Genomic DNA, 22,122 nt, shown 5'->3' on the forward strand with positions numbered 1-22,122 from the left:
CCTGACCGCCGTACATGGAGTCATTACCCGCGCCGCCCGTGAGGGTGTCGGTGCCGGCATTGCCCTGCAGGGAGTCGTTGTTGTTGCCGCCGGTGAGGACGTCAGCGCCAGCGCCACCCCAAATGGTGTCGTTGCCGTCACCGCCGTCGAGGGTGTCGTTGCCTTCGCCGCCATCGACCGAGTCGTTGCCGGCTTCAGCACCGATGTTGTCGTTGCCGGCTTCACCCAGGACGGTGTCGTTGCCAGCGCCGCCCAGGATGACGTCGTCACCCAGGTTGCCGTTGATGAAGTCGGAGCCAGCGCCACCGGTGATGGTGTCGTTGCCAGCGCCGCCCAGGAGGGTTTCAGCAGCGTTGGAAGCGCCGCCGCCGAGGATGGAGTCGTTGCCCAGGTTGCCCTGGACGAAGTTGTTGCCGCCACCAGCAGTGATGGTGTCGTTGCCCTGGCCGCCGTACAGGATGTCGGCCGAGGAACCAGCGGTGATCTGGTCGTTACCGGCGTTGCCCTGCACGAAGTTGGCGCCTTCGCCAGCCGTCAGGCTGTCGTCGCCGGCGTTGCCGTACATGCCGTCCGCGGCGGTAGTGCCCGCCTGGGTGTCGCCGCCGGCGGTGCCGACATAGAGCTGCGAACCCGTGGTGGTGGTCAAAACCTCACCGAGGATCCCGGTGCCGCCGGCGGTGGTGCCGAAGACCTTGGTCACGCCGTTCACGGTCAGGCTCACCCGGGCCGGGTCAGCGCCCGCGGCCGGAATGAACAGGACGGTGATGTTGGCAGCGCTGGTGCCCGGCGCGAACGCCAGGGAGTCGGCCGCGGAGTTGTAGGCTAGGGCCTGCGCGTCCGTGATCGTGTCAAATTGAAAGTCAGCCATTCTTCTCTCCAGTCAGTGTCACGTGGACCCCAGAACGCCTGGCCACCATCCTCGGATGGAGCGGTCCTGGCGGTCCCTCTCCGCGCCATTACACATGGACGTGGCGAAGGTTAAAACGAGCCCGGCCAAGAGGTATCGGATGCCGGATCGATACGCAATACGAAAAAGGCCCAAGGCCAAGCTTGCAGCCCCCAGGTCGGGGACCGCCCTGATACCGCCCTAGTCCTCCCGCAGCGCCCCATCGAAGGTGTCGGTGATCGGACCGACCAGATAGCTGAGGATCGACCGGCGCCCGGTGACGATCATCGCCTGGCCCGGCATGCCGGGCGTCAGGGTCGCCCCCTCCGGCAGTTTGGCCAGGTCCGCAGGGTCAATCCGCAGCTCGGCCAGGAAATAGGCAAGGCCCGTCTGGCTATCCACCAGCCGGTCGGCGGAGATGCTGGTGACCTTCGCCTCCAGGGGCGGGGCCTTCTGGGCAAAGGCGGTCAGCGATACCCGGGCGTCCTGGCCCACGGTGACGCTGTCGATGTCATTGGGCGAAACCCGGGCGTGGACGATCAGCGGGGCGTCGGCAGGCACCACATCCATCAGGAGCTCGCCGGGCGTCACAACGCCGCCGACGGTGAACTGGGTCAGGTTCAGCACATAGCCGTCCACCGGCGAGGTCACCGTGGTTCTAGCCAGCACCTGTTGGGCCGCCGTCAGGCGGGGACCGACGTCCGACAGCTGAGTCTGCATCTGGCGCAGGCCCTCGGCCGCCTCACTGATTCGCTGGTTGCGCAGGGTGGTCAGCTGCATGCGCGCCTCCCCTTGCGCCTGGCGAAGACGGTTAATCTCCGAGGTCAGAGCGCCGCGACGTCCGCCCAGTTCCGCCAGGCTGCGCTCATAGCGCAGGATCAGGGTTTTGGGGGCGTAGCCCTTCTCATAGAGGGTCTGGTAGCCGGCCAGTTCCTCGCGGGTGAAACCGATCTGTTCATCGATGGAATCCAGCTGCGCCTGAACCCCGACCACCTGGGTGGCCAGCTGGTCCATCCGCTGGCCCAGCACGCCCTCCTGGCTGAGGAAGAACTGCAGGCGGGAGTTGAACAGCAGTTGCTGATCCCGAATCACCCCCCCCACCCGGGGATCGGCCATCCGCGCGGTGAGCTCTACGGGCAGGACCAGGGTGCGGGCACCCACCGATTCGGCGGAAAACCGCGCGCTCTGGGCCAACAGGGCGTCGTGCTGGCTCTGCAGCACGTCAACGGCGGCTGCGGCCTGGACGGAATCAAACCGCAGCAGCGGCTGGTTGGCGGTGACCCGCTGGCCCTCACGGACCAGAATTTCGGAGACCACCCCGCCCTCCCGGTGGCGCAAGGTCTTGCGGCTGGCCTCGACGCGCATTTCGGCCGGGGCCGAGGTGGCCGAGGAGATCTGGGTGAAGCCCGCCCAGATCAAGGCGCCAAACACAAAGACGCCGACCACGACGCAGCCGATGAGGATCGGCCGCCACATGCGCTTGTCCAGGGCCTTGTCGGGACCAGGCTCGGACACGTCAAAGCGCGGGTCGACCGGCGCTACAGGCCCCAGGATGCGCTTGATCGGCTCCAGGTCGAATCTCATTGGCCGGCCTCGACGGGCCGCGGGGGGGTGGACTGGGCGAAGCGGGCCATGACGGCGTCCTTGGGGCCAAACAGCTCCATACGTCCCTCGCGCAGCACCAGCATCTTGTCGGCCGAGCGAAGGATGTTGGGCTTGTGGGAGACGACCACGATGGTCGTGCCCCGGGCTTTCAGCAGGTCGATGACCCGCATGAGGGCGTCCTCGCCCTCGGCGTCAAGGCTGGCATTGGGCTCATCGAGCACGAGCAGGCGCGGATCGGCCAGCAGGGCCCGGGCCAGACCCACCCGCTGGCGCTGCCCCGCCGAAAGCATATAGCCCCCATCGGTCAACTCGGTCTCATACCCCTTGGGCAGGCGCAAAATCAGGCTGTGCACATCGGCCAGGGTGGCGGCGGTGACCACCTGCTCATCGGTGATGTCAGGCAGGAAGCGCGCAATATTGTCCCTCAGCGTGCCGGCGAACAGCTCGGTGTCCTGGGGCAGATAGCCCACATGGCGACCAAACTCCGCCCGGTTCCAGGAGAACACATCTGCGCCATCCAGACGGACATGGCCGTTATTCGGCCGCCACACCCCGACCAACAGCCGGGCCAGGGTCGACTTGCCGGCCCCAGACGGCCCGATGATCCCCAGCATCTCGCCGGGCTCAATCTTGAAGTTCAGCCCCTGGAGGACGTAGCGCTCAGCGCCTGGGGGAGCGAAGTTGACCCCCTCGATGCTGAGCTGGCCCAGGGGGCGCGGCAGGGTGGTGGTGGCCGCGGCCGGCTTGTAGCCCTCCAGAGCCTGGTTCAGCCGGTCATAGGCCCGACCGCCATTGACGATGCCGTCCCAGGCACCGACCAGTTTCTCGATGGGCTGCAGGGCGCGGCTGGCCAGGATCATGTTGGCAAACAGCATGGCCGGACCAATGGTGCCGTTCAGCACCAGATAGGCCCCGACCCCGATCACCAGGATCTGGATGAACATGCGGGTGAACTTGGTCAGGTTCCCGAACACGCTGGCCCGTTGCGAGGCCCAGGCGCCTCGCTCGATGGACAGGACGCGAAAGGCCGTCCACCGGGCACCAATGGCCTGGAGCATGCCCATGGCGCGGACCACCTCACCATTGCGCAGGGCCGCGTCGGTAAAGGCATAGCCCTTGATGGCCGCCTCATTGGCCTCCTGCAGCGGGGGCCGCGACAGGCGATCTTGCAACATGGCGAGGCCAAACAGCACAATGGCCCCGATCAGGGTGATGACCCCCACGGCCGGATCGATGATGAACAGAATACCGATAAAGATCGGCATCCAGGGCAGATCGAATACCGCCCCGAAGACCGCCCCGGTCAGCAGTTGCCGGAAGCTGTCGAGGTCTCGCAGGGGCTGGGCACTCCCATGTCCCCGTCCTCGGGTTTCCGCCTCGAAAATGGCGGCGAACACATGGCTGGACACCTTTTGGTCCAGGGCGATGCCATAATTGATCAGCACCCGGGTGCGCAGTTCGTCGATCACGCTGGAAATGACGAACACCAGCAGGGCGCCAATCGTCAGCACCACCAGAGTGGAATAGCTGTAGCTGGCCAGCACCCGCCCATAGATCTGGAAGGTGTAGAGCGGCAGGGCAAGATAGAGCAGGTTGCTGATCAGGCTAAAACCGGCGGCAAAGGCCAGGGGCGTGGCCCCATCCTTCAGGGCCCGCGTCAGCAGGTTGTCGGGCAGGGACGCAAACGGATTGAGGATCTTCATGCGCAAGAGCGTCCGTCGGAGCCTGGTCGCCCGTGGATCCCAGGGCGATTGAGGCCGCGAGACATGACGAGGCTCGCCAGGGGAGTCAATGGCGCCGCCCTTATGCGGGGAACATGCTAAGGCCAGGGTTGAAACCGGCCCAGGGAAGGATTCATGGCCAGGATCGCTGTGATTGGAAGCTGCATCACCCGGGACCTGTGGCCCCTGCGCGAGGCCGCGCCCAAGGACCTGCTCTATGTTTCCCGCACCAGCCTGGCGAGCCTGCTGTCGCCCCCCGCCGCCGGCTATGTCCCTCAAGCCGACCCCCCGGCCGGCCTGACCAGATACCAGCACATGGCCGTGGAGGCCGACCTGCAGAAGACGGGTCTGGCCCAGGTGATGGCCCATCGCCCTAGCCACCTGATCTTCGACTTTATTGATGAGCGGTTCGACCTGCTGCGGCTGGCCTCAGGCGCTCTGATCACCCACAGCTGGGAACTGGAAAGCGGCGGCTATCTGGCCCAAGCCGCCCTGGCTGGTCCCACAGCCATCCCGCGCCTGTCGGGCGCCTGTGACCGGCTCTGGCGTGAGGCGGTTGCCCAATTGGCGGGCCTGTTGCAGGTGACCATCCTGCGCGAGGCGCAGATCATCCTGCATTCGGCGCGGTGGGCCGATCATCAGGCGAGGTCCTCAGGGGGCGTGCAGCTCCTACAGGGCCAACCTCACATATGGGACGGCCGTCCGGCTGACCTGGAGGCCCACAACGCCATGCTGGCCCGTTATGAGGCGCACTTCCTGGAGATGATCCCCGGCGCCCGGGTGGTGCGGGCCAGACCCGAGAGCCAGATCGCCGATCCCGCTCACCGGTGGGGCCTCAGCCCCTTTCACTATGTGCCGGCCTATTACGACGAGATTCACAGCGCCCTGACAGAGCTGGGCTGCACTTAAATCGCTCAGAGACCCTGGCTGCGCCGCGCCCAGTGCTCCAGGGGCGTCAGGCCGCTTTCGGCCAGATCAGGATGGGCGGCCAGATAGGCGGCCGGCGCGAAGCCGGGCTGGGCAACATCAGCCAACCAGGCACCACCAGTGAGATAGTCCACCAGGGGATTGGCCCCCTCGGCCAGACCCGCCCCACGGGCCTGACGGTGGGCCGCGCCAGAAAACCAACCGCTCGCCTCGAGCCCGCGGGCTGCCCCTTCGAGAACAAAGTGCGTCAAGGGCTCCAGGTCGGCGGCAGCGATCCCCGGATCCTGGCTCAGATACCAGGCCGGATCAAACAGCGGGTGGGGCTTAAGCCCCTGCCGCCAGCCCTGGGTCAGATAGTGGACCAGGGGCGGCCCCTCAGCCTGGGGCGACTGGGCTAGGTAATAGTCTGCGGCAAACAGCGGATGGGGGCTGAGCCCGACCCGCCAGCCGATGGTCAGATAGTGGACAAGAGGATTGGCCCCGCTGGCCGCCAACTCAGGATCCTGGGCCACATACCAATCGGCGTCGAACAGGGGATGGGGGGCGTAGCCCTCGGCGGCACCGACACGAATGTAGTGCTCAAGGGGACCAAGACCGCAGGCCAGGAGTTCAGCCCCATGGCGCGCGGTGTAGAGCGCGGCATCGAACAACGGATGCGGTGCCCGGCCTTCCCGTGACCCATTGGCGACATAGTGCAACAGGGCTGCAGCGGCACCCCCCGCTACATCAGGGTTCATGGCCCGATAGTAGTCGTGATCCACAAGAACGGCCGAAACGGCATCGGGTCCCGAGCCTTGGGCGATATAGGCGTTGATTTCCGTGAGCGGTGACACCGCAGGATGTCCGCCCGGACTGATCCAAAGCCCAGATCTCAGCACCACCCTGGCCCGGCCTCGGGTGCCCAGCCGAAGTAGAACCTTGTCGATGGCCTTGGACAGCCGGTTGTGCCGCCGGGGACAGCGCACGGCTGAACGCCGGTGCAGGGCGACCCGGTCCTCCCGCAGCCTCTGCTCGGCCAGGGCCCGTCCGGCCAGGGCGCGCCATAGCGCCAAGGTCAGGCGCGAGCGGGTCAGGGTCGTTTCGGTCTCTGCGTCGAGCAGGGCGGCGTCCAGCCGCTTGAGCTTGTCGGCCAGACGTTGGGTCTTGGCCAGCAGGGGGTGCGGGGCTTCCACCGCGTCAGGGGCAGATGGGGTCATGCGGCGGCTCCTGCCGGCGTGGCCAGGCCCTGGGCGGCCAGCCACTCCAGATAGCTGCCGGGGCCGGCGGCAAAGGGGTCCTCGAAGTGCGCCTGCAGGTCCGGGCTATCGCGCCACTGGACCCTATGGGCCTTTTCGATGGGCGTCCCGTCGGCATAGGCACCATAGGCCCAGTAACGGCCGGGGATGGCAGGGTCGGTCGCCGCCGCCACCTGGCGCTTGTACCAGTTCCAGATCTCATAGACCTCGAAGTTGTCGCCGGCGTACTTCTTGGTCATCAGATCGCCCGTGGGTCCCAGCTTGGTGAAATGCCAGAATCGCAAGGGCGCGCCATTGACGCGGATCGCCCCATCCTTGCCGATGGTCACCTTGCGCTGGGAGAGGTTCCAGCTGGCGACATTGTAGCCCGGGTCGCGCACCACCTTGACCCCATCGAACAGGGCCGGAACGTGGTCGCACCAGCGCTGATCCACAAACAGGCCCTTGGGCATATCGTCGTAGCAATATTCCAGCAGCCGGTCGTTCCACCACTTGGCGAACCGCGCGCCCTCCCCTGAGGTGCGGATGGCCACGAAGCCCAGATTGAAGATGCCGGTGCGCGACGCCGACAGGTCATTGTCGAGGATGGCGGTGCGCTCGGTGTTGGGATCGATCAGATGCGGAGTCAGCAGGATCTGGTGCTCGCCCAGCATCTCGATCAGCGGGTCCAGCGGGGCCAGCAGGGCGGTGTCGGGATCCAGATAGATGGCGATGTCGGCCTGGGTGCAGGCCTGATGGATGAAGGGCCCCTTCACCGCTGTACAGACCTCGACCACATCATGGCGGAACAGCCAGTTGCGGAAGTTCTCGATCCCCAGGTCCTGGGCATAGACCACCCGGTCGAAGGGTTCGTTGGCCCGATCAAAGACAAAGCCGGCCGGCGGCTCATCCGTGATCAGCGCCACCAGCTCCCAGTCCGGATGAAAGCGCCGCAGGGTCGCATAGAGCACCCGCGCCCGATTCAGATAGGAGAAGGTGAAGCTCGAATAGCAGAGCACCTTCATCGGGCAGCCTCCCCGTCGAGCAGGTCGATGGTCAGGCGACTATGGACCAGCTCGGCCAAGGCTGGCTTCCGCTGAGCGCGGGACAGCCGCAGGATCTCACCGCTGTCAAAGAGCTCAAACAAGGCGGCCTCATCGGCGATGACTTCCCCAAGCCCGGTGGCCTGGACAAAGGCGGCCACATTGCCGCTGTCGGGACCGGTGAGGATGGCCGCGCCGGCGGCGGCGGCCTCATGGGTGGTGAAGGAAAAGGTCTCCCGGCACAGGGACCAGACCATGACCGCATCCACCTGCAGATCCTCCAGCTGCGCCTGCATGGCCTTAGGGTTTTCCGGCGTCACCGTCACCGAATGGAAGGCCAGAGGCAGACCTGCGGCCGGATCGCGGGCCAGGTGCAGGAACTCGTATCTCGGGTCCTCCGCGAACCGCAGCACGAGGTCGCGGAATACAGGCCAACCCTTCAGGGGGCTGGGCAGGCCCGGAAAGGCCAGACGGAACGGTCTTGTCGCGGTCTCGGCGGGCTTGGCCGATGAGCTGCGCGGCACCAGGGTCGCCAGGGGCGCGACAATCATCTGGCGGGCCGAAAGGCCCGAGCCCCGGCGCCAGGTGTCCAGGGCGGCCTGGCTGGGGGCGGCCACCGACAGGTCCAGGGCAGCAAACAGCCTGGCGTGCTCGTCCAGGTGAAACTGCCGGTGTCCCCCATAGACGCAGATCCCGCAGGCCGGACTGCCCACCGGCGGCGCCCCGCAGTCGGCCACGTCATTTCGCAACAGGTGATAGCTGGCGCAGACACTGGCGAAGTCGTGCACCCAGAACCAGCCGGCGCTCATCCCAGCCGCTCGGACGATGGCCAGAACATCGCTGACGCTGTGCCCCAGCAGACTGTGGATCGCCAGACTTCGCCGCCCAGACGCTACATCGGCCAGGTGCGTTTCCAGGCCCTCCACCAGGGTGGCGACGCTGAACACGCCCACAGGGACGCCATTCCAGACCAGACCTACCGGCTCCCCATGGCCGGGACGGCGAAGCAGCGGCCGGGAGTCGACTGGATAGATGTGCAGGTGGTCGCGTCCGCTGGCGGCGGCGGCGGCATCTTCCCGCTGAAGGCAGAGCTGCACCCCGCCGAGATTGGTGGAATAGTCGTCATGACTGAAGGTCAGATGCAGGTCCCGCAGGCCCGATCGGGAGTCCGCAAGCAAGGCCGAGAGATCGTCGATAGCCCCTGGCGTCGTCAGCGTGTCATAGACCTCCGCCGCCTCGACCCGCGCCTCAAGGGGCTGCAGGGCCGCAAGAATGCGATAGCGAAAACCGAGCTCCAGCCGCGGCAGACGCCCTTCCTGCCGACCGGCCTGCAGATAGTGCACAAACGGTGGGATGGACGAGGCCGCCACGTCTGGATTGAGCTCCAGATAGTCCGAAACCGAAAACCATGGCGCAGGATCACGGCCTTCGCGCCAGCCGGACTCCATGAAGTGGACCACCGGATCGACCCCTCTGGACGCGACGTCGGGGTTCTCAGCCAGATAAAATCGGCGATCAATGGCGTCAGCAACCAGGGCGTAGGCGGCCTGGTCGGCTCCGGCCGGAGCCGCCTCCGCCGTCTCCCCGGCGTCCGTCTCCACAGCGACCGCCACTGCAGAAGGCACCGGAGTCCGCGGGGCCGGGATGTAGGTCCAGGGCGACGGCGTAGCGGCCAGGGGCGCATGTACAGCGGCCAGGGGCGACGGGCGGACCTTGGCGCCCCGCTCAGCGCCAATCAGCAGAAAATGCGCCAGGGGGTTGTCCCCCGAGGCCGCCACATCCGGGTGGTCTTCCAGATAGGCGGCGCTGGAAAACCACGGGGCAGGATCGCGGCCTTCGCGCCAGCCGACCTCAGCATAGTGGGCAAAGGGATCGGCTCCGGCGGCGGCCACATCGGGATAAGCGCGCCGGTAAAAATCCGGATCGAGAGCTGTGCTGACCAGTACGAAGGTCGGGTCTTTGGCGACCATGACGGCCATGCGGGGCTCCCTGTCGAGGCCGGAGGGTTGTGTGCAACAGATGGCCGAAGGGATCAACCGCAGCGTTCGCGTCTTGCCGCGCGGCGCGTGCGGTCATAGAGCACCTAGTGTGACCCGCGCCGACCGCCAGCCTGAGGACCTTAAGGACGCCAGCTCCGATTTGAGCCGGGCGGCCTATTTCGTGCTCGGCATGCACCGGTCCGGCACCTCAGCGATCACCCAGGTGCTGGCGCTGTCCGGGGCCAACCTGCCTGAGAACGTGATGCCGGGGGATGAGCATAACGCCAAAGGTTACTTCGAACCCTGGCGTATTGCGGTGTTCAACGATCAGCGGCTGCGCGCGGGCGGCAGTGCCTGGGATGATCCCTTCGCCTTTCCCTATCGGGCCCTGGAGCCCCGGGAAGAAAAGCGTTGGATCACCCGCGCCACTGACCTGTTCGACGAGGAATTCGCCGGGGCACGGCATCCGTTGATGAAAGACCCTCGGGTCAGCGTGCTTGGCCCCCTTTGGCGGGCGGTGCTCCATGATCTGGGCCTGCCGGTTCGGGCCGTCATTCCGGTGCGCCACCCACTGGCGGTGGCCGGCTCCCTGGCCCGGCGGGACGGATTCCCGGTGGAAAAGTCTCTGCTGGTCTGGGTGGCCTACATGCTGGGAGCCGAAGCCTATAGCCGCGATCTGCCCCGGGCCTTTGTCGCCTATGACGCTCTGCTTGCGGACTGGCGCGGGCAGGTTTCGAGGATCGAAGTCGCCCATGGTGCCCCTCTCCCGGCCCTCACACCCCAGGCGGCCAAGGCCATTGACCGATTCCTGACCCAGGAGCTTCGGCACAATGAGGCCGCCGAGGATCTGGCGAGGATCCCTGGGGTCGGTCCCCTGGCCGCCCAGGTTTTTGACTGGTTCGTGGCCGCTGCGGCCGACCAGCCCAGGCCCCCGGAAGACCTTGCCGCCGCCGCCAAAGCCCTCATGAAGCTGCAACAGACCATGGGGGTGTTTGTTTCCCCCGTGACCTCAGACCTTGCTGCGGCGCGGGCTGAACTGCTTGAGGCCCGCCAACTGGCCGGCTTTGAACGGGCCAGAGTCCAGGACCTGGAGGCGAGACTTGAGGCCCTGCAGAGCACCTACGCCGCTCAGGCCGAAGTACAGCGCCAGCTTGATTCAGCCCTGGACGCGCTCCTCGACCATACCCTGGGCGAAAGCTGAAACCCGCTTAGCGACGGATCGCCGTGTCAGACCCTAGTCCTTCCTCGCCGAGCGATCAGGCCGCCGAGCTTCTTGCCCGGCGGCTCAAAGGCCATCTGGTGGCCACAGCGGCAGCGACGGAGCGCTGGCGGCAGTTTCGGGAGACCCGTGCGCGCCAGGGCAGCGCCCTGGTTTTGCCTCGCCTGGCCCAACGTCTTGCCAAGACCCTGGCCCGAGGGAAGTGGCCCGGGCGAGCCCTGCTGATTTCCATGTCGGGGGTCTGGCGGCCAGACACCCTTTCCGGTCTCGGCGGTGAGCCTGGCCTGACGCGAAGCCTGCGGGACTATGTTCAGGCTGGACCCAATGAAGGGGCCCTGCCTCGGGCCCTGTTCGATCAGGGTGCCTATCTGGCCAGGGCACCGGAGCTGGCCGGCTCGCGCTGGGCGCCCCTGGCCCACTACCTGACCCTGGGCGACGCTTCGGGTCTTGATCCCCACCCGCTGGTCCATGTCGCCGACTATCGCCTGCGCCACGGGGCGGCGGTGGAGGCCAGCGGCCTTAGCGTCCTGCAGCACTATCTGCTTGTCGGTGCGGCCGAGGGCTTTGATCCCCATCCCTTGTTTGATGTCCGCCACTATGTGGCTCAGTGCCAGGCGGTGGCTGACAGCGGCGAAGATCCCCTCAGCCATTATCTGCGCGAGGGCTGGCGTCAGGGCCTTGATCCCCATCCGCTGTTTGCCAATGACTGGTATCTTCAGCGCCATCCCGAGGTGGCGGCCGCCGGGATAGCGCCCCTGCTGGACTATGTGACCGGTGGCGCCGCACTGGGCCGCGATCCCCATCCCCTGTTCGACGGGAGCTGGTACGCCGAGCGCTACCGCGACCTGCAAATCCCGGGTTTCAATCCGCTGGCCCACTTTGTCCGGTTCGGGGCCCGGGAGCACCGGGACCCCGGCCCGCACTTCGACACCGCCTACTATCTGCAGCAAGAAGGGACCGGGGAGCGCGGGGACCTCGACCCCTTGAGCGACTATGTCACCCGCGGGGCCTTCCAGGGCCTGTGGCCGGCGGCGGACTTCGACGAGGCGGCCTATCTTTTGGCCCATCCCGACGCCGCTGACGCCAACTGCAGCAGCCTGGAACACTGGGCCCAGAACGCCGGGGCCAAGCCCGCCCCCCTGCCCGGCTCTGGGGTGCAGGGGGCTGCGGCCCTCTTTGAACAGCTGCGGACCTCCAGCCGCCAGCGGGACCCCGCCGCCTATGACCTGCAGGCCTATGAGGACCTGGCCAGGACCTGGAACAGGATCCAGGCTGAGCGCATCGAAGGCTTTAGCCCCACCCCGCCAAAGATGGTCTCGATCACCGGCGACCTGGCTGCGGCTGCACGGCGGATCAAACTACCGGACCCCGCCCAGCCCCGGGTGACCATCATCATCCCGGCCTTCAACAACCTGCGCTTCACCCTGGAGTGCCTGGAGGCCCTGGCCCTGGCCGGGGGGCTGGAGGATGCTGAGACCCTGGTCATCGACGACGCCTCCACCGACGAAACCGCCGCGGTGCTACCGTCGATAATGGGGCTGAAAGTCGTCAAAAACGTCGAGAATATGGGGTTTATTCGCACCTGTAATCGGGCCGCCAGCGCGGCTCGGGGCGAGGCCCTGATCTTCCTGAACAATGATGTGCAGGTCAGGCCGGGCTGGCTTGCGCCCCTCCTGGAGACCCTGGACGAGCCTTCGGTGGGGGCGGTCGCGCCCAAAATGTTGTTTCCCGACGGGCGGTTGCAAGAGGCTGGTGCCCGGATCAATCCCGACGGGTCCAGCGAAATGATCGGCCTGTTCCAGGATCCCGACCTGCCCCGCTGGAATGTACGGCGGGAGGTGGACTACGCCTCAGGCGCCTGCCTGGCCGTGCGGCGGAGGGACTTCGAGGCGCTGGAAGGATTCGATCTGGCCTTCGCGCCGGCCTATTGCGAGGACGCCGACCTGTGTTTCCGCCTGCGGGAACGGGGCGCGAAGATCATCTATGAGCCCCGCTCGGAGATCATCCACCACCTGAGCATCACGGCCAATTCCATCGATGCCGGCTATAAGCTGCGGCTGGCGACCCGCAATCAGCAGCGCTTCGTCAAGCGCTGGGCCCACCGATTGGACAGCCTGAATCAGGTCCGCACCATCGCCTTCCACCTGCCGCAGTTCCACGCCATCCCGGAGAATGACCGCTGGTGGGGGGCCGGGTTCACCGAGTGGACCAACGTCACCCGGGCCCTGCCCAGCTACCGGGGGCATTATCAGCCACACCTTCCGGCCGATCTCGGGTTCTACGACCTGTCAGATCCTGCCGCCCTGAAGCGCCAAGCCGCCCTGGCCGCGCGCTACGGCCTCGGGGGGTTCTGCTTTTACTATTACTGGTTCTCAGGCGGACGCCGGGTGCTGGAGACCCCCCTCAACCACCTGATGGACGAAGACGGACCAGACTTCCCCTTCTGCGTCTGCTGGGCCAACGAGAACTGGACGAGGACCTGGGATGGCCAGGAGCAGGACGTGCTGCTGGCCCAGACCTACGCCCCGGAGGACGCTGTGGCGCTGATCACGGACATGGCCCCACTGATGGCCAGGCCAAACTACATCCGCATCGATGGACGGCCCCTGCTGGTGATCTATCGCCCCGGCCTGCTGCCCGATGCGGCGGCCTGGTCCAAGGCCTGGCGCGAGACCGCCCGGACCCTGGGCCTTGGAGAAATCTATCTGGCGTTCGTGGAGACCTTTGACGTGGCCGGAACCTACCCCGACCCGGCGGCGCTTGGCTTTGACGCGGCCATCGAGTTCCCGCCTATGGGGGCAGCCCAGCCCATCAGCCTGCCCGGGCCGCTGCAGAACCGCGACTTCAAAGGCGTGGTCAGCGACTACCGGGAGCTGGTGCGGCATTTCCTCAAGGCACCCACCCCGGGCCACACCCGGTTTCGTGGGGTCGCGCCGTCTTGGGACAACACCGCAAGGCGCCAGGACAACGCCTATGTCTTCCATCACGCCAGCCCCGGCGCGTTTCAAGCCTGGACGGCCGCCATGCTGGCCGAGACCCGCCGCCAGAATTTCGGCGAGGAACAGATCGTCTTCATCAACGCCTGGAACGAGTGGGCCGAGGGCGCGCATCTGGAGCCGGACGTCCGGTTCGGCCATGGCTGGCTGGAAGCCCTGAAAAACGCTGCTGAGGCAGATCTGCTGGAACCCCGCCCATGAGCGCGCCAGCCCCGCAAGGTGAGCTGGAGGACCTGGTGGTGGTAGGTCATCCGTTTGCCCCCATCGGCATGGGCGAACACCTGCGCTCCACCGTCCGGGCCCTGCGGGCGGCCGGCCTGAAGCCTGGACTTCTGGATGTCTACGGCCTGGACCGCGGCCGCGATCTCGACCTGGAACGGGTCTATGGCCCTGACGTGACCCGCAGGCTGTCGCGGTCGGTGAACCTGTTCTGCATCAATGCCAATGAGGTGGACGAGGTCTGCGCCCGGCTGGATGAGGCCGATTTCGCCCGGGCGCACAACATCATCTTCCCGGCCTGGGAATTGCCGGACTATCCCCAGCCCTGGGTGGAGAAACTGGCCCGCTTTGACGGGATCTGGGCCCCGACGGGGTTTGTCCAGGACGCCATTGCCCGGGCCACAGGCCGCCAGGTGAGCCGGATTCCCCTGGCCGTGGACATGAAGCTCTCCACCTTTCTGGGGCGGCGATGGTTCAACATCCCTGAGCACGCCTTCGTGGTGATGTTCGCCTTCGACTTCTCTTCGTATGCGGCGCGCAAGAACCCCTTTGCGGTCCTCGACGCCTTTGAACAGCTGGTGAGTCGTCGCCCTCAAGCGCCCCTGCATGCCCTGATCAAGTACAAGGGCGGCAACCCTGACAGCCCTGAGCGGAAGGCCCTGGAGGCGCGCATCGCCCGGCTGAACGGCCGGGTGCAGACCATCACCCAGGAGATGTCGGACAACGAGGTCAAGAACCTGTTCCGCAATGTCGACGTGTTTGTCTCCCTGCACCGGGCCGAGGGGTTCGGCCGCGGCCTGGCTGAGGCCATGGCCCTGGGAACCCCGGTGGTGGCCACCGGCTGGTCAGGCAACATGGACTTCATGGACGCCGACACCGCTCTACTGGTGGATCACCGTCTGGTCCCGGTGCAGGCCGGGGAGTATCTGTTCCCCGAGGGCCAGCACTGGGCTGAACCGGACGTCGACCAGGCCAGTCGGTTGATCGAGCAGGTGATGGACCGCCCAGCCGAGTCCCGGGCCATGGCCGAGCGGGCCCGCCGCCGCATCCGCGTCGAGCTCAATCCCAAGGTCGTAGGGCTGGAGGCCGTGGAGGCCCTGCGCACCCGCTGAGCCTGATCGGCCTCAGGTGGCCGGGCGCAGGACCGGGGCTGGTGCGCTGACGGGTGACGGCCGCCCAGGCGGTTCGGTGATGGCGATCTGGTGGATCAGGAACTCACCCCCGGCCGCGTCATCGAAATCCAGGCGAATGCTTTCGATGAGGGACGAGACCCAGTCGTCCCCGCCCTTTGTAGGGCTGCGCATATCGTAGGCCATGATCACCGTCTCATTGACCTTTGGCGTCTCCCCCTGGAAGGGCTTGGCCATGTAGGCGGCAGCCTCGGGGTGAGCGGCGGTGACATAATGCAGCGCCCCGTCCCAGTCAGAGGCCGGGGCCAGGCGGGTGACCCGGACCAGAACATGGTTGAACTGCGCCCCGTCCAGGGCCAGGCCGCTGGGGCTCCGCAAGGCCGGGTCAAAGGCCCGGGCGGCCAGGCGAAGACCGACGGTCTCGGCGGGTGCCACCTCGCCGCCGGACATGACGAATCCATCTGTGGACCCCTCAAAGGTCCAGAGCCGGCCCGCCCGGAGCCGCTGGCCCTGGAAGGTGAAGGCCTGAGCGTCGGCATCCCAGGCATAGGGGCCAGGCCGCTCCACAGCCTCTGCCGCCGAGCGGGCGGCCGGCGGTAGAGCCAGTTCATCGGCCGGCTGGGGCCGCGGGTTGACCTGCGGCTCCCGGGGGCGGGGATTGTCGCAGGCCGACAGAAGGACCGCGCACAGGAGGAGCCCCGGCAGGAGGCGAAGCAGGGGGACGCAGGGTCTCATGGGCGATGTCCCAGGGTTCAGCGCGGTCGCCGACGCAGGCGGCCATAGGGCAGGTCGAGGGCCAGGTAGAGGAGCCCCGCCATGGCCGCCAGGTCGAGATAATAGAGGTAGCGGTAGTCGCAGGCGATGGAGATCAGGGCGAAGCTGGCGGTGAAGGCCAGGGCCGAGAGCAGCATGGCGGCGATGATGATGTCGGCCGCTTCCCGCCGCCACAGGAGCACACCGGCGCATACCAGGGCGATCAGGGCGAAGAACACGTGAGAAAACAGCGGGGTGTCCAGGAACCAGGTGCTGTAGTTGTAGAGCGCCTGATCCGAGGGCTCCATGAGGGGCGCAATGCCGAGGGCCGTGGTCAGGGTCTCGGGTCCCGCCACCCCCACATAGACCGGCAGACAGGAATCGATCTTCGGGGTGGCGAACACCCAGCGGAACACCTCCCAGCGATGGCTGATATAGGCGTCGGGATGCTGGGTAAGCACCGTACCCCATTGCTCGAACACCACCTCATTGGGCAGGCCCCAGAGCGCCAGGCCGATCTGGTCATCCTGGCCGAGATAATCGACCCGTTCGGGGGTGTAGAGGGCGGTCGCCCGGTAGCGGATCTGCTGTTCGGCGGCCGGATCGTGGGCACGGATCACGTCCAGGGGGAGGGTCGGCTTGGCGGCAACCGAGCCGATGATGTCATAGTGTGCGACAATGCGGACGCCACGGGCGCTGGCCTGGTCGGGGCCTGCCTGCGGCGGCTGCGACAGGGCACCCATGGCCATGGAGACCGCCAGGGTGGCCGCTAGTCCACCAAGTCCCCAGGCGAGGCTGGAGCGCCAGCCCCGACCATAGGCGATCCAGGCCAGGGCCATGGCCCCGAATACGGGTGCCACCAGACCATTCTGGCGGACCTGGGCGGCGGCGGCGAAGGCCAGGAGCGCGCCGATGAGAACCCACCAGGGCCGGCGGGGGCCATCCCAGACCCGGGCGGCCTGGGCCAGGCAGGCAAAGCCGGCCAGGGCCAGGTTGGCAAACAGGACATCCTTCCAGACCACACCCTGATAGATCAGCAGGGTGGGGGTCAGCACCATCAGGGCGGCAAGGACGACAGAGGCCCAGGACACATGCCGCCGAAGCTGGCGGAAGGACAACAGGCTGCCAGTGACCAAAAATCCGCTGGCGGCCACATAAAGCCCGGTCCCCGGAGACACCGAATCGAACGTGCCAAGGATCCAGGCATAGAGGGCTGGACCCCAGGTCTCCCGGACCTGCATCCGGCCTTCATGCAGTTGAGCCAGGGAGTCGTAGGACAGATGCCCTGGCAGGTTGAGCGCCAGCATCAGCACATAGCCCGTGAGCAGCACGGCCCCCAGGGCTTGGCTGGCGGTGAACGACGGGCCTGGAAAGCCCTGTCCTCGGAATACAGGCCTTGGGAAGGTTATCATCGCCGTCGAACTCGCCCCCTGGTCGTCCTCTGGTAAGGCCAGGTCGCCTCAGCGCAAAGGGCCAATCGCGGTTTCTTGGCGAGAGCCTCCATTCGTGATCAGTTGGCCGCGATGAACACCGCCTCCCTGGAAATCAAGGCCTCGCAGACGGCGCCCGAGGCGCTCAGCACCTATGCAGGGCTATTGTCGGCGGTCTTCGGTGCCGCGCCGAAGTTCACCCCTGGGGCAATCGCCTGGCGTTATCGGGACAATCCGGCCGGACACGTGGTCGGGGCGGACGCCTGGTCCGGCGACACCCTGGCCGCCCACTATGTCACCTGCCCACTGAGGGCCAAGGTTGAGGGCCAGATCCTCCAGGGGCTGCTCTCCCTCAATACCGCCACCCACCCCGACTTCCAGGGCCAGGGCCTGTTCACCCGGCTGGCCCGGCGCACCTATGAGCAGGCGGCTGAACTTGGCCATGACTTCGTGATCGGGGTCGCCAATGCCCAGAGCACACCTGGCTTCCTGGGCCGGCTGGGGTTCCAGCATGTGGGCCGGCTGGAGGCCGGGCTGCTGGCCCGCCTGCCACGCCAGTTCGCCCCGACCGACCTGCAGTTTTGTGGACTCTGGGACGAGACGTCCCTGGGCTGGCGGCTGGCCAATCCGGCGACGGCCTACAGGACCGCGCGGCGGGGAACGCTCACTACCGTCTATGCCGATACCCATCTGCCAGGCGTGCGCTGTGCTGGCTTTGTGGAAGGCCCTGAGGCGCCGGGCACGGCACCGCCAGGCCTGGGACTGAACCTGTTCCTGGGGCTTGATCCGCGCATACCCCTTGGACGGCTTGGGTTCCTTCCCCTGCCCGATCGCTTCCGCCCCTCGCCCCTGAACCTGATCTATCGACCCTTGAGCGGCCGGGCGCCCCGCAGCCTGGACTCAAGATCCACGGTGATCAGCTTCCTCGACTTCGATCCCTACTGAGATGGCGGTCGTCTACATCCTGGCCCATTGCGACGATGAGTACGCGGCCCTGCCCCTGATCCTTGAGGCGAGGGCGGCGGGCCGCGAACAGATCTTCCTCTATGTGGCAGAGAACCGGGGGGAAGACCTGGCCGCCCGCCGGCTTGGTGAGGTGCGGAGCTTCCTCTTGGCCCTTGGCCTGCCACCTTCCAGCGCCGACTACGCCGCGTCGGGAACCGGTGCCTGGGATGGTCAGGTGCATCTGCATATGCCGGCCTGCCTGGAGGCCCTTCGCCGCCGGCTGGCGACTGTGGCGCAGATCGATCAGATCGTGATCGCGGCCTGGGAGGGTGGGCATCCCGACCATGATGCCTGCGCGGCCCTGGCGGCGACCCTGGCCGCCGAGCGGGGCACCCCGATTGAACAGTTCAGCCTCTATAATCGGCGCGGTCTGGGCACCCTGCCCTTCCAGGCCTGTGCGCCTATTCCGGAGAACGGCCCCGTGCGCCGGCTCAGGCTCAGCCCGGCGGAATGGCTGCAGTGGGCGCTCTTGGTCAGGTGCTACCCGTCCCAGGCGAGCAGCTGGCTGGGCCTGTGGCCGTCCATGTTCGCGGGCTTTCTGCTGCGGCGGGGCTATGGCGTTCAAAGGCTTGATCCAGCCCGCCTGTTCCAGCGGCCCCACGACGGCGATCTGCTTTACGAGCGTCGGTTTGGGGTGAGCTATGGGGCGGTGGCGGCCGCAGTGGCGGCGGTGACCCCGCCGGTGCTCAGGTCCGCCCCTGCGCCTGCATGACCACGATGAAGCCGGCCAGCATCAGGGCGTAGCCCAGGGCGAAGCGCCAGGACATGGGCTCCTTGAACAGCATCCAGGCCAGGAGCGGCACCAGGGCCGAGCCCAAAATCGAGAAGATATAGGCCTGGGACAGGGGCACCCGGGTGAGGATGTAGAACCACAGAAGCGCGGTCAGCCCGTACCAGGAGAAGGCACCGATGAGCGGCAGGTTCTTCACCAGACGCAGGACCAGCGGGCCGTCCAACCGCTCATTATAGATTGCCGCCCACTTGAACATGATCTGGCCGAGCGGCAGGGCCGCAGCGAACACCAGACACAGGAGCGTGTCGCGCAGGGCCATCATGACTGGGACTCTTCCGACGTCGCCCCGCCGCTGGTCTCACCATCGGCCAAGGCCTGGGCCTCGATCCGCGCCAGGGTGCGCAGATAGGGGTGGATCGGCCGGACCGGCACATTGACCACATCGAAGTTCATGGCCTGAAGCAGCAGCTGGACGCCGATGATCACCGGCAGGGCGGCGGTCATGACCACCCCGGCCGAGGCCGCCTGACCGGGATCGCGCACGGCCATCCAATTCAGGGCGTAGAGCGCCCCGAACCCCAAGAACAGGGTCCCGAAGATCAGCTCCAGGGTGGCGACATTGAAGTCGCGGACCAGATACTGCCCCAGGACCCGGCGGATGAAGTTGCGCAGATGGCGGCCGGCAAAGGGGCCGATCACCTGGCTGATCTTCAGATTGCTCACCTCATCCCCATAACGGGCGGGGATGGGCACATCGCGGACCACCGCGCGCAGGGTCCCCAGATGGTAGAGCAGGTCGGTCTCGAAGAAGAAGCGGCGGGCCACGGGCTTCTGGGCCACCAGGGCCGCGACACTGGCCTCGATGGCGGTGAAGCCGTTGGTGGGATCAAACACGTTCCAGTAGCCGGTGGAGAGCTTAGCCAGGAAGCTCAGGCCGGCATTGCCAAAGATGCGCAGGCCCGGCATCGCCTGGAGGTGGCTGACTGAAGAAAAGCGATTGCCCTTGGCGTAATCGGCCTCCCCCAACAGGATCGGGGTGACCAGCTGGGGCAGATAGCTGAGATCCATCTGGTCGTCGCCGTCGACCTTGACCAGGATCCGCCCCCCGAGGCGGGCAGCCTCCTGATAGCCTGAGAGGGTGGCACCGCCGACGCCCTGATTGACGTCCAGGCGCAGCACCCGCACCCGGGGATCAGTACATTGGGCCTCGATGAGGTCGCCAGACCCATCGGGACAGGCGTCGTCGACGCAGACAATGCCCTCCACCCAGGCCGGCGCGCGGGCAATCACCCGCAGGATGTGGTCGGTGACCTTGAAACAGGGGATGACCAGCCAGATCCCGGCCCCTTCCAGGGCGGGCTCCAGGTTGCGCAGGTCCTGTGGCGGCACATAGTGGGGCCGCGCAAACTGATCCATTGACGACATATGGCGCAGCCTCCCTAGGGCGTGACACAATCCGACGGAATCGTCTGGACGTTGAATCATGGCCTAGTTTCATCGGTTTGAGCGCACGTTCACCGTAAGGCTGGTTCCACCATTACGGAACGCGCGCTCGCCGTGGGCTAACATGGGGCATGCCTGCGGCCAAGTCGCAGACCCGGTGCCATGCTTGCGCCGCAAAATTGCACCTGATACCAGCGGCGCTCGCTTCGGGAGACCCCATGGAAACCAGCCAACACATGCTGCGGACGGGACGGCGAGGCACGCTGTTCGAGTTCAGCATGGCTTTGAGGGACCTGGTTACGTCCTATCATCGCCGGGGGCTGGCCTGGTCCCTGGCCTGGCACGACGTGGTGTCGCGCTATCGCGGCTCCATCCTCGGACCCTTCTGGATCACCATCTCCATGGGCCTGATGGTCCTGGGGATTGGCCTGCTCTACGCCAAACTGTTCGGGATCTCGGTGGCCGAGTTCATGCCCTATGTGGCCATGGGCATCGTCTTTTTCGGCCTGATGTCCGGGACGATCAACGAGGGGTGCGACACCTTCGTGCAGGCGTCCAGCATGCTGAGCCAGACCTCCCTGCCGATGTTCACCTTCATCTGGCGCACGGTGCTGCGCAATCTGATCAACCTAGCCCACCATGCGGTGATCATCATCGCTGTGATCGTGGTGTTCGGGCTTTGGCGGGTCATGGACGTGCTGCCGGCCATCGGCGGACTACTGCTGACGGTGGTCAACCTGGCCTGGATTAGCATGCTGGTGGCCATCGCTTCAGCCCGGTTCCGGGACATTCCGCAGTTCGTCATGTCGGTGATGCAGTTCGCCATCTTCATGACGCCGGTGTTCTGGAAGCCCGACGCATTTCCCGATCGTCATGCTTTCCTGACGCTGAACCCATTTTATCATATGCTGACCACCATCCGCGCGCCCTTGCTGGGTCAAGAGGCGGACGGACTCTCTTACGTCGTCCTGGCCATCATGGCCGTGCTGGGATGGGCACTCACCTTCTCGGTCTTCGCCATCACCCGCCGCCGGATCGTCCACTTCCTATGACCGATGTCTCCATCAAGGTCACCGACCTGACCCTGCGCTTCCCGGTCTATGGGGTCGACGCCAAGTCGCTGAAGAAGAACCTGGCCCGGGTGACGGTAGGCGGGCGCCTGGGGTCCTCTCAGACGGGTGCCACCGAGGTCACGGCCCTGTCGCACCTGAACCTGAACCTGCGGGCCGGCGACCGGCTGGGGCTGATCGGCCACAACGGATCGGGCAAGACCACCCTGCTGCGGGCCCTGTCGGGCGCCTATGAGCCCGACGAGGGCCAGATCGAGGTGCGGGGCCGGATTGCCGCCCTGCTCGATCTGTCCCTGGGCATCGACCCCTCCGCCACGGGGGTCGACAATATCCGCCTGCGGGGCCGCATCGCCGGCATGTCCTCCAAGGAGATCGAGGACAAGATGGACGAGATCGCCGAGTTCAGCGGCCTGGGTCCCTTCCTGGCCATGCCGATGAAGACCTATTCGGCTGGCATGCAGGCCAGGCTGGCCTTTGCGGTGGCCACGGCGGTGGAGGCCGACGTGCTCTTGATGGACGAGTGGATTTCGGTGGGTGACGCCGACTTCCAGAAGCTGGCCCACCGGCGACTGCTCAACCTGGTGGAACGGGCCGGCATCCTGGTGCTGTCGTCCCATGATGCGGGCCTGCTGCGGCTTTACTGCAACAAGGTCATGCGGCTGGAGAGCGGGGTGGCGTCCGAGGTCAAGGATATCCGCCGCCTGGACGAACTTCTCGCCGCCGCCTGACATTGCCGGGCGGCTCAGCCC

At 66.5% G+C, this 22,122-nt stretch carries 18 protein-coding genes; 8 read left to right on the top strand and 10 right to left on the bottom strand.

What is annotated here, in order from left to right; genetic code table 11:
- From MH112_RS08125 to MH112_RS08135, 3 genes are all read right to left on the bottom strand, one after another.
- Window positions 1-868, bottom strand: an 868-nt coding sequence (locus tag MH112_RS08125) for a calcium-binding protein (RefSeq protein WP_296566279.1), incomplete at its 3' end; no start/stop codon positions are given.
- A 219-nt stretch (window positions 869-1,087) separates the two neighbouring features.
- Window positions 1,088-2,470: an HlyD family type I secretion periplasmic adaptor subunit gene (locus MH112_RS08130; RefSeq protein ID WP_296566282.1), complete on the bottom strand. Its 1,383-nt coding sequence runs from the start codon at window positions 2,468-2,470 to the stop codon at window positions 1,088-1,090.
- Window positions 2,467-4,194 (bottom strand): type I secretion system permease/ATPase, encoded by a 1,728-nt coding sequence (locus MH112_RS08135; RefSeq protein ID WP_296566284.1) that lies wholly within the window; start codon window positions 4,192-4,194, stop codon window positions 2,467-2,469. The genes MH112_RS08130 and MH112_RS08135 overlap by 4 nt, the downstream gene beginning before the upstream one ends.
- Before the next feature lie 153 nt (window positions 4,195-4,347).
- Here MH112_RS08135 and MH112_RS08140 point away from each other — a divergent pair, with 153 nt between their 5' ends.
- Window positions 4,348-5,121: a DUF6270 domain-containing protein gene (locus MH112_RS08140; protein WP_296566286.1), complete on the top strand. Its 774-nt coding sequence runs from the start codon at window positions 4,348-4,350 to the stop codon at window positions 5,119-5,121.
- 5 nt (window positions 5,122-5,126) lie between these two features.
- On the opposite strand, the gene MH112_RS08145 is transcribed toward MH112_RS08140, so the two are convergent.
- Genes MH112_RS08145 through MH112_RS08155 form a run of 3 tightly spaced genes read right to left on the bottom strand, consistent with a single transcriptional unit; the run spans window position 5,127 to window position 9,375 of the window.
- On the bottom strand, window positions 5,127-6,335 hold the full coding sequence (locus MH112_RS08145; RefSeq protein WP_296566289.1) for a hypothetical protein: 1,209 nt from the start codon (window positions 6,333-6,335) through the stop codon (window positions 5,127-5,129).
- On the bottom strand, window positions 6,332-7,378 hold the full coding sequence (locus MH112_RS08150; RefSeq protein ID WP_296566292.1) for a hypothetical protein: 1,047 nt from the start codon (window positions 7,376-7,378) through the stop codon (window positions 6,332-6,334). The genes MH112_RS08145 and MH112_RS08150 overlap by 4 nt, the downstream gene beginning before the upstream one ends.
- A complete protein-coding gene (locus tag MH112_RS08155; RefSeq protein WP_296566293.1) occupies window positions 7,375-9,375 on the bottom strand; it encodes a hypothetical protein in 2,001 nt (666 codons plus the stop codon). Before MH112_RS08155 ends, MH112_RS08150 begins: the two co-directional genes overlap by 4 nt.
- A gap of 109 nt (window positions 9,376-9,484) precedes the next feature.
- Here MH112_RS08155 and MH112_RS08160 point away from each other — a divergent pair, with 109 nt between their 5' ends.
- Genes MH112_RS08160 through MH112_RS08170 form a run of 3 tightly spaced genes read left to right on the top strand, consistent with a single transcriptional unit; the run spans window position 9,485 to window position 14,921 of the window.
- Complete coding sequence (locus MH112_RS08160) at window positions 9,485-10,576, top strand: hypothetical protein (protein WP_296566296.1); 1,092 nt, start codon at window positions 9,485-9,487, stop codon at window positions 10,574-10,576.
- A gap of 23 nt (window positions 10,577-10,599) precedes the next feature.
- Complete coding sequence (locus tag MH112_RS08165; protein WP_296566299.1) at window positions 10,600-13,791, top strand: glycoside hydrolase family 99-like domain-containing protein; 3,192 nt, start codon at window positions 10,600-10,602, stop codon at window positions 13,789-13,791.
- A complete protein-coding gene (locus MH112_RS08170; protein ID WP_296566301.1) occupies window positions 13,788-14,921 on the top strand; it encodes a glycosyltransferase family 4 protein in 1,134 nt (377 codons plus the stop codon). The genes MH112_RS08165 and MH112_RS08170 overlap by 4 nt, the downstream gene beginning before the upstream one ends.
- A 12-nt stretch (window positions 14,922-14,933) precedes the next feature.
- Here the strand turns inward: MH112_RS08170 and MH112_RS08175 are convergent, their stop codons facing one another.
- Window positions 14,934-15,674: a hypothetical protein gene (locus MH112_RS08175; protein ID WP_296566304.1), complete on the bottom strand. Its 741-nt coding sequence runs from the start codon at window positions 15,672-15,674 to the stop codon at window positions 14,934-14,936.
- 17 nt (window positions 15,675-15,691) lie between these two features.
- Complete coding sequence (locus tag MH112_RS08180; RefSeq protein WP_296566307.1) at window positions 15,692-17,104, bottom strand: hypothetical protein; 1,413 nt, start codon at window positions 17,102-17,104, stop codon at window positions 15,692-15,694.
- Between the two features lie 111 nt (window positions 17,105-17,215).
- Here MH112_RS08180 and MH112_RS08185 point away from each other — a divergent pair, with 111 nt between their 5' ends.
- A complete protein-coding gene (locus MH112_RS08185; protein WP_296566310.1) occupies window positions 17,216-18,067 on the top strand; it encodes a GNAT family N-acetyltransferase in 852 nt (283 codons plus the stop codon).
- Between the two features lies 1 nt (window position 18,068).
- The gene (locus tag MH112_RS08190) at window positions 18,069-18,839 is read left to right on the top strand and encodes a hypothetical protein (protein WP_296566313.1); all 771 of its coding nucleotides are present in this window, start codon (window positions 18,069-18,071) and stop codon (window positions 18,837-18,839) included.
- On the opposite strand, the gene MH112_RS08195 is transcribed toward MH112_RS08190, so the two are convergent.
- Together MH112_RS08195 and MH112_RS08200 are read right to left on the bottom strand one after the other, a co-directional pair.
- Window positions 18,814-19,182: an EamA family transporter gene (locus tag MH112_RS08195; protein ID WP_296566316.1), complete on the bottom strand. Its 369-nt coding sequence runs from the start codon at window positions 19,180-19,182 to the stop codon at window positions 18,814-18,816. The two genes, MH112_RS08190 and MH112_RS08195, sit on opposite strands and share 26 nt — an antisense overlap.
- Window positions 19,179-20,285, bottom strand: coding sequence for a glycosyltransferase family 2 protein (locus tag MH112_RS08200; RefSeq protein ID WP_296566319.1), 1,107 nt, complete (start codon window positions 20,283-20,285; stop codon window positions 19,179-19,181). Before MH112_RS08200 ends, MH112_RS08195 begins: the two co-directional genes overlap by 4 nt.
- 236 nt (window positions 20,286-20,521) lie before the next feature.
- On the opposite strand from MH112_RS08200, the gene MH112_RS08205 reads away from it, so the two are divergent.
- Entirely contained in the window at window positions 20,522-21,355 is an 834-nt protein-coding gene (locus MH112_RS08205) for an ABC transporter permease (RefSeq protein WP_296566322.1), read from the top strand.
- Window positions 21,352-22,101 (top strand): ABC transporter ATP-binding protein, encoded by a 750-nt coding sequence (locus tag MH112_RS08210; protein WP_296566324.1) that lies wholly within the window; start codon window positions 21,352-21,354, stop codon window positions 22,099-22,101. The genes MH112_RS08205 and MH112_RS08210 overlap by 4 nt, the downstream gene beginning before the upstream one ends.
- Window positions 22,102-22,122 lie beyond the last annotated feature (21 nt).

Source organism: Phenylobacterium sp., from assembly GCF_022402485.1.
GTDB lineage: Bacteria > Pseudomonadota > Alphaproteobacteria > Caulobacterales > Caulobacteraceae > Phenylobacterium.

Excerpts from the sequence above, each read along its gene's own strand:
- MH112_RS08170 (WP_296566301.1), top strand. The coding sequence starts at position 13,788 with ATGAGCGCGCCAGCCCCGCAAGGTGAGCTGGAGGACCTGGTGGTGGTA.
- MH112_RS08195 (WP_296566316.1), bottom strand. The coding sequence starts at position 19,182 with ATGATGGCCCTGCGCGACACGCTCCTGTGTCTGGTGTTCGCTGCGGCC.
- MH112_RS08155 (WP_296566293.1), bottom strand. The coding sequence starts at position 9,375 with ATGGCCGTCATGGTCGCCAAAGACCCGACCTTCGTACTGGTCAGCACA.
- MH112_RS08135 (WP_296566284.1), bottom strand. The coding sequence starts at position 4,194 with ATGAAGATCCTCAATCCGTTTGCGTCCCTGCCCGACAACCTGCTGACG.
- MH112_RS08145 (WP_296566289.1), bottom strand. The coding sequence starts at position 6,335 with ATGACCCCATCTGCCCCTGACGCGGTGGAAGCCCCGCACCCCCTGCTG.
- MH112_RS08185 (WP_296566310.1), top strand. The coding sequence starts at position 17,216 with ATGAACACCGCCTCCCTGGAAATCAAGGCCTCGCAGACGGCGCCCGAG.
- MH112_RS08140 (WP_296566286.1), top strand. The coding sequence starts at position 4,348 with ATGGCCAGGATCGCTGTGATTGGAAGCTGCATCACCCGGGACCTGTGG.
- MH112_RS08175 (WP_296566304.1), bottom strand. The coding sequence starts at position 15,674 with ATGAGACCCTGCGTCCCCCTGCTTCGCCTCCTGCCGGGGCTCCTCCTG.
- MH112_RS08210 (WP_296566324.1), top strand. The coding sequence starts at position 21,352 with ATGACCGATGTCTCCATCAAGGTCACCGACCTGACCCTGCGCTTCCCG.
- MH112_RS08130 (WP_296566282.1), bottom strand. The coding sequence starts at position 2,470 with ATGAGATTCGACCTGGAGCCGATCAAGCGCATCCTGGGGCCTGTAGCG.
- MH112_RS08200 (WP_296566319.1), bottom strand. The coding sequence starts at position 20,285 with ATGTCGTCAATGGATCAGTTTGCGCGGCCCCACTATGTGCCGCCACAG.
- MH112_RS08190 (WP_296566313.1), top strand. The coding sequence starts at position 18,069 with ATGGCGGTCGTCTACATCCTGGCCCATTGCGACGATGAGTACGCGGCC.
- MH112_RS08150 (WP_296566292.1), bottom strand. The coding sequence starts at position 7,378 with ATGAAGGTGCTCTGCTATTCGAGCTTCACCTTCTCCTATCTGAATCGG.
- MH112_RS08180 (WP_296566307.1), bottom strand. The coding sequence starts at position 17,104 with ATGATAACCTTCCCAAGGCCTGTATTCCGAGGACAGGGCTTTCCAGGC.
- MH112_RS08205 (WP_296566322.1), top strand. The coding sequence starts at position 20,522 with ATGGAAACCAGCCAACACATGCTGCGGACGGGACGGCGAGGCACGCTG.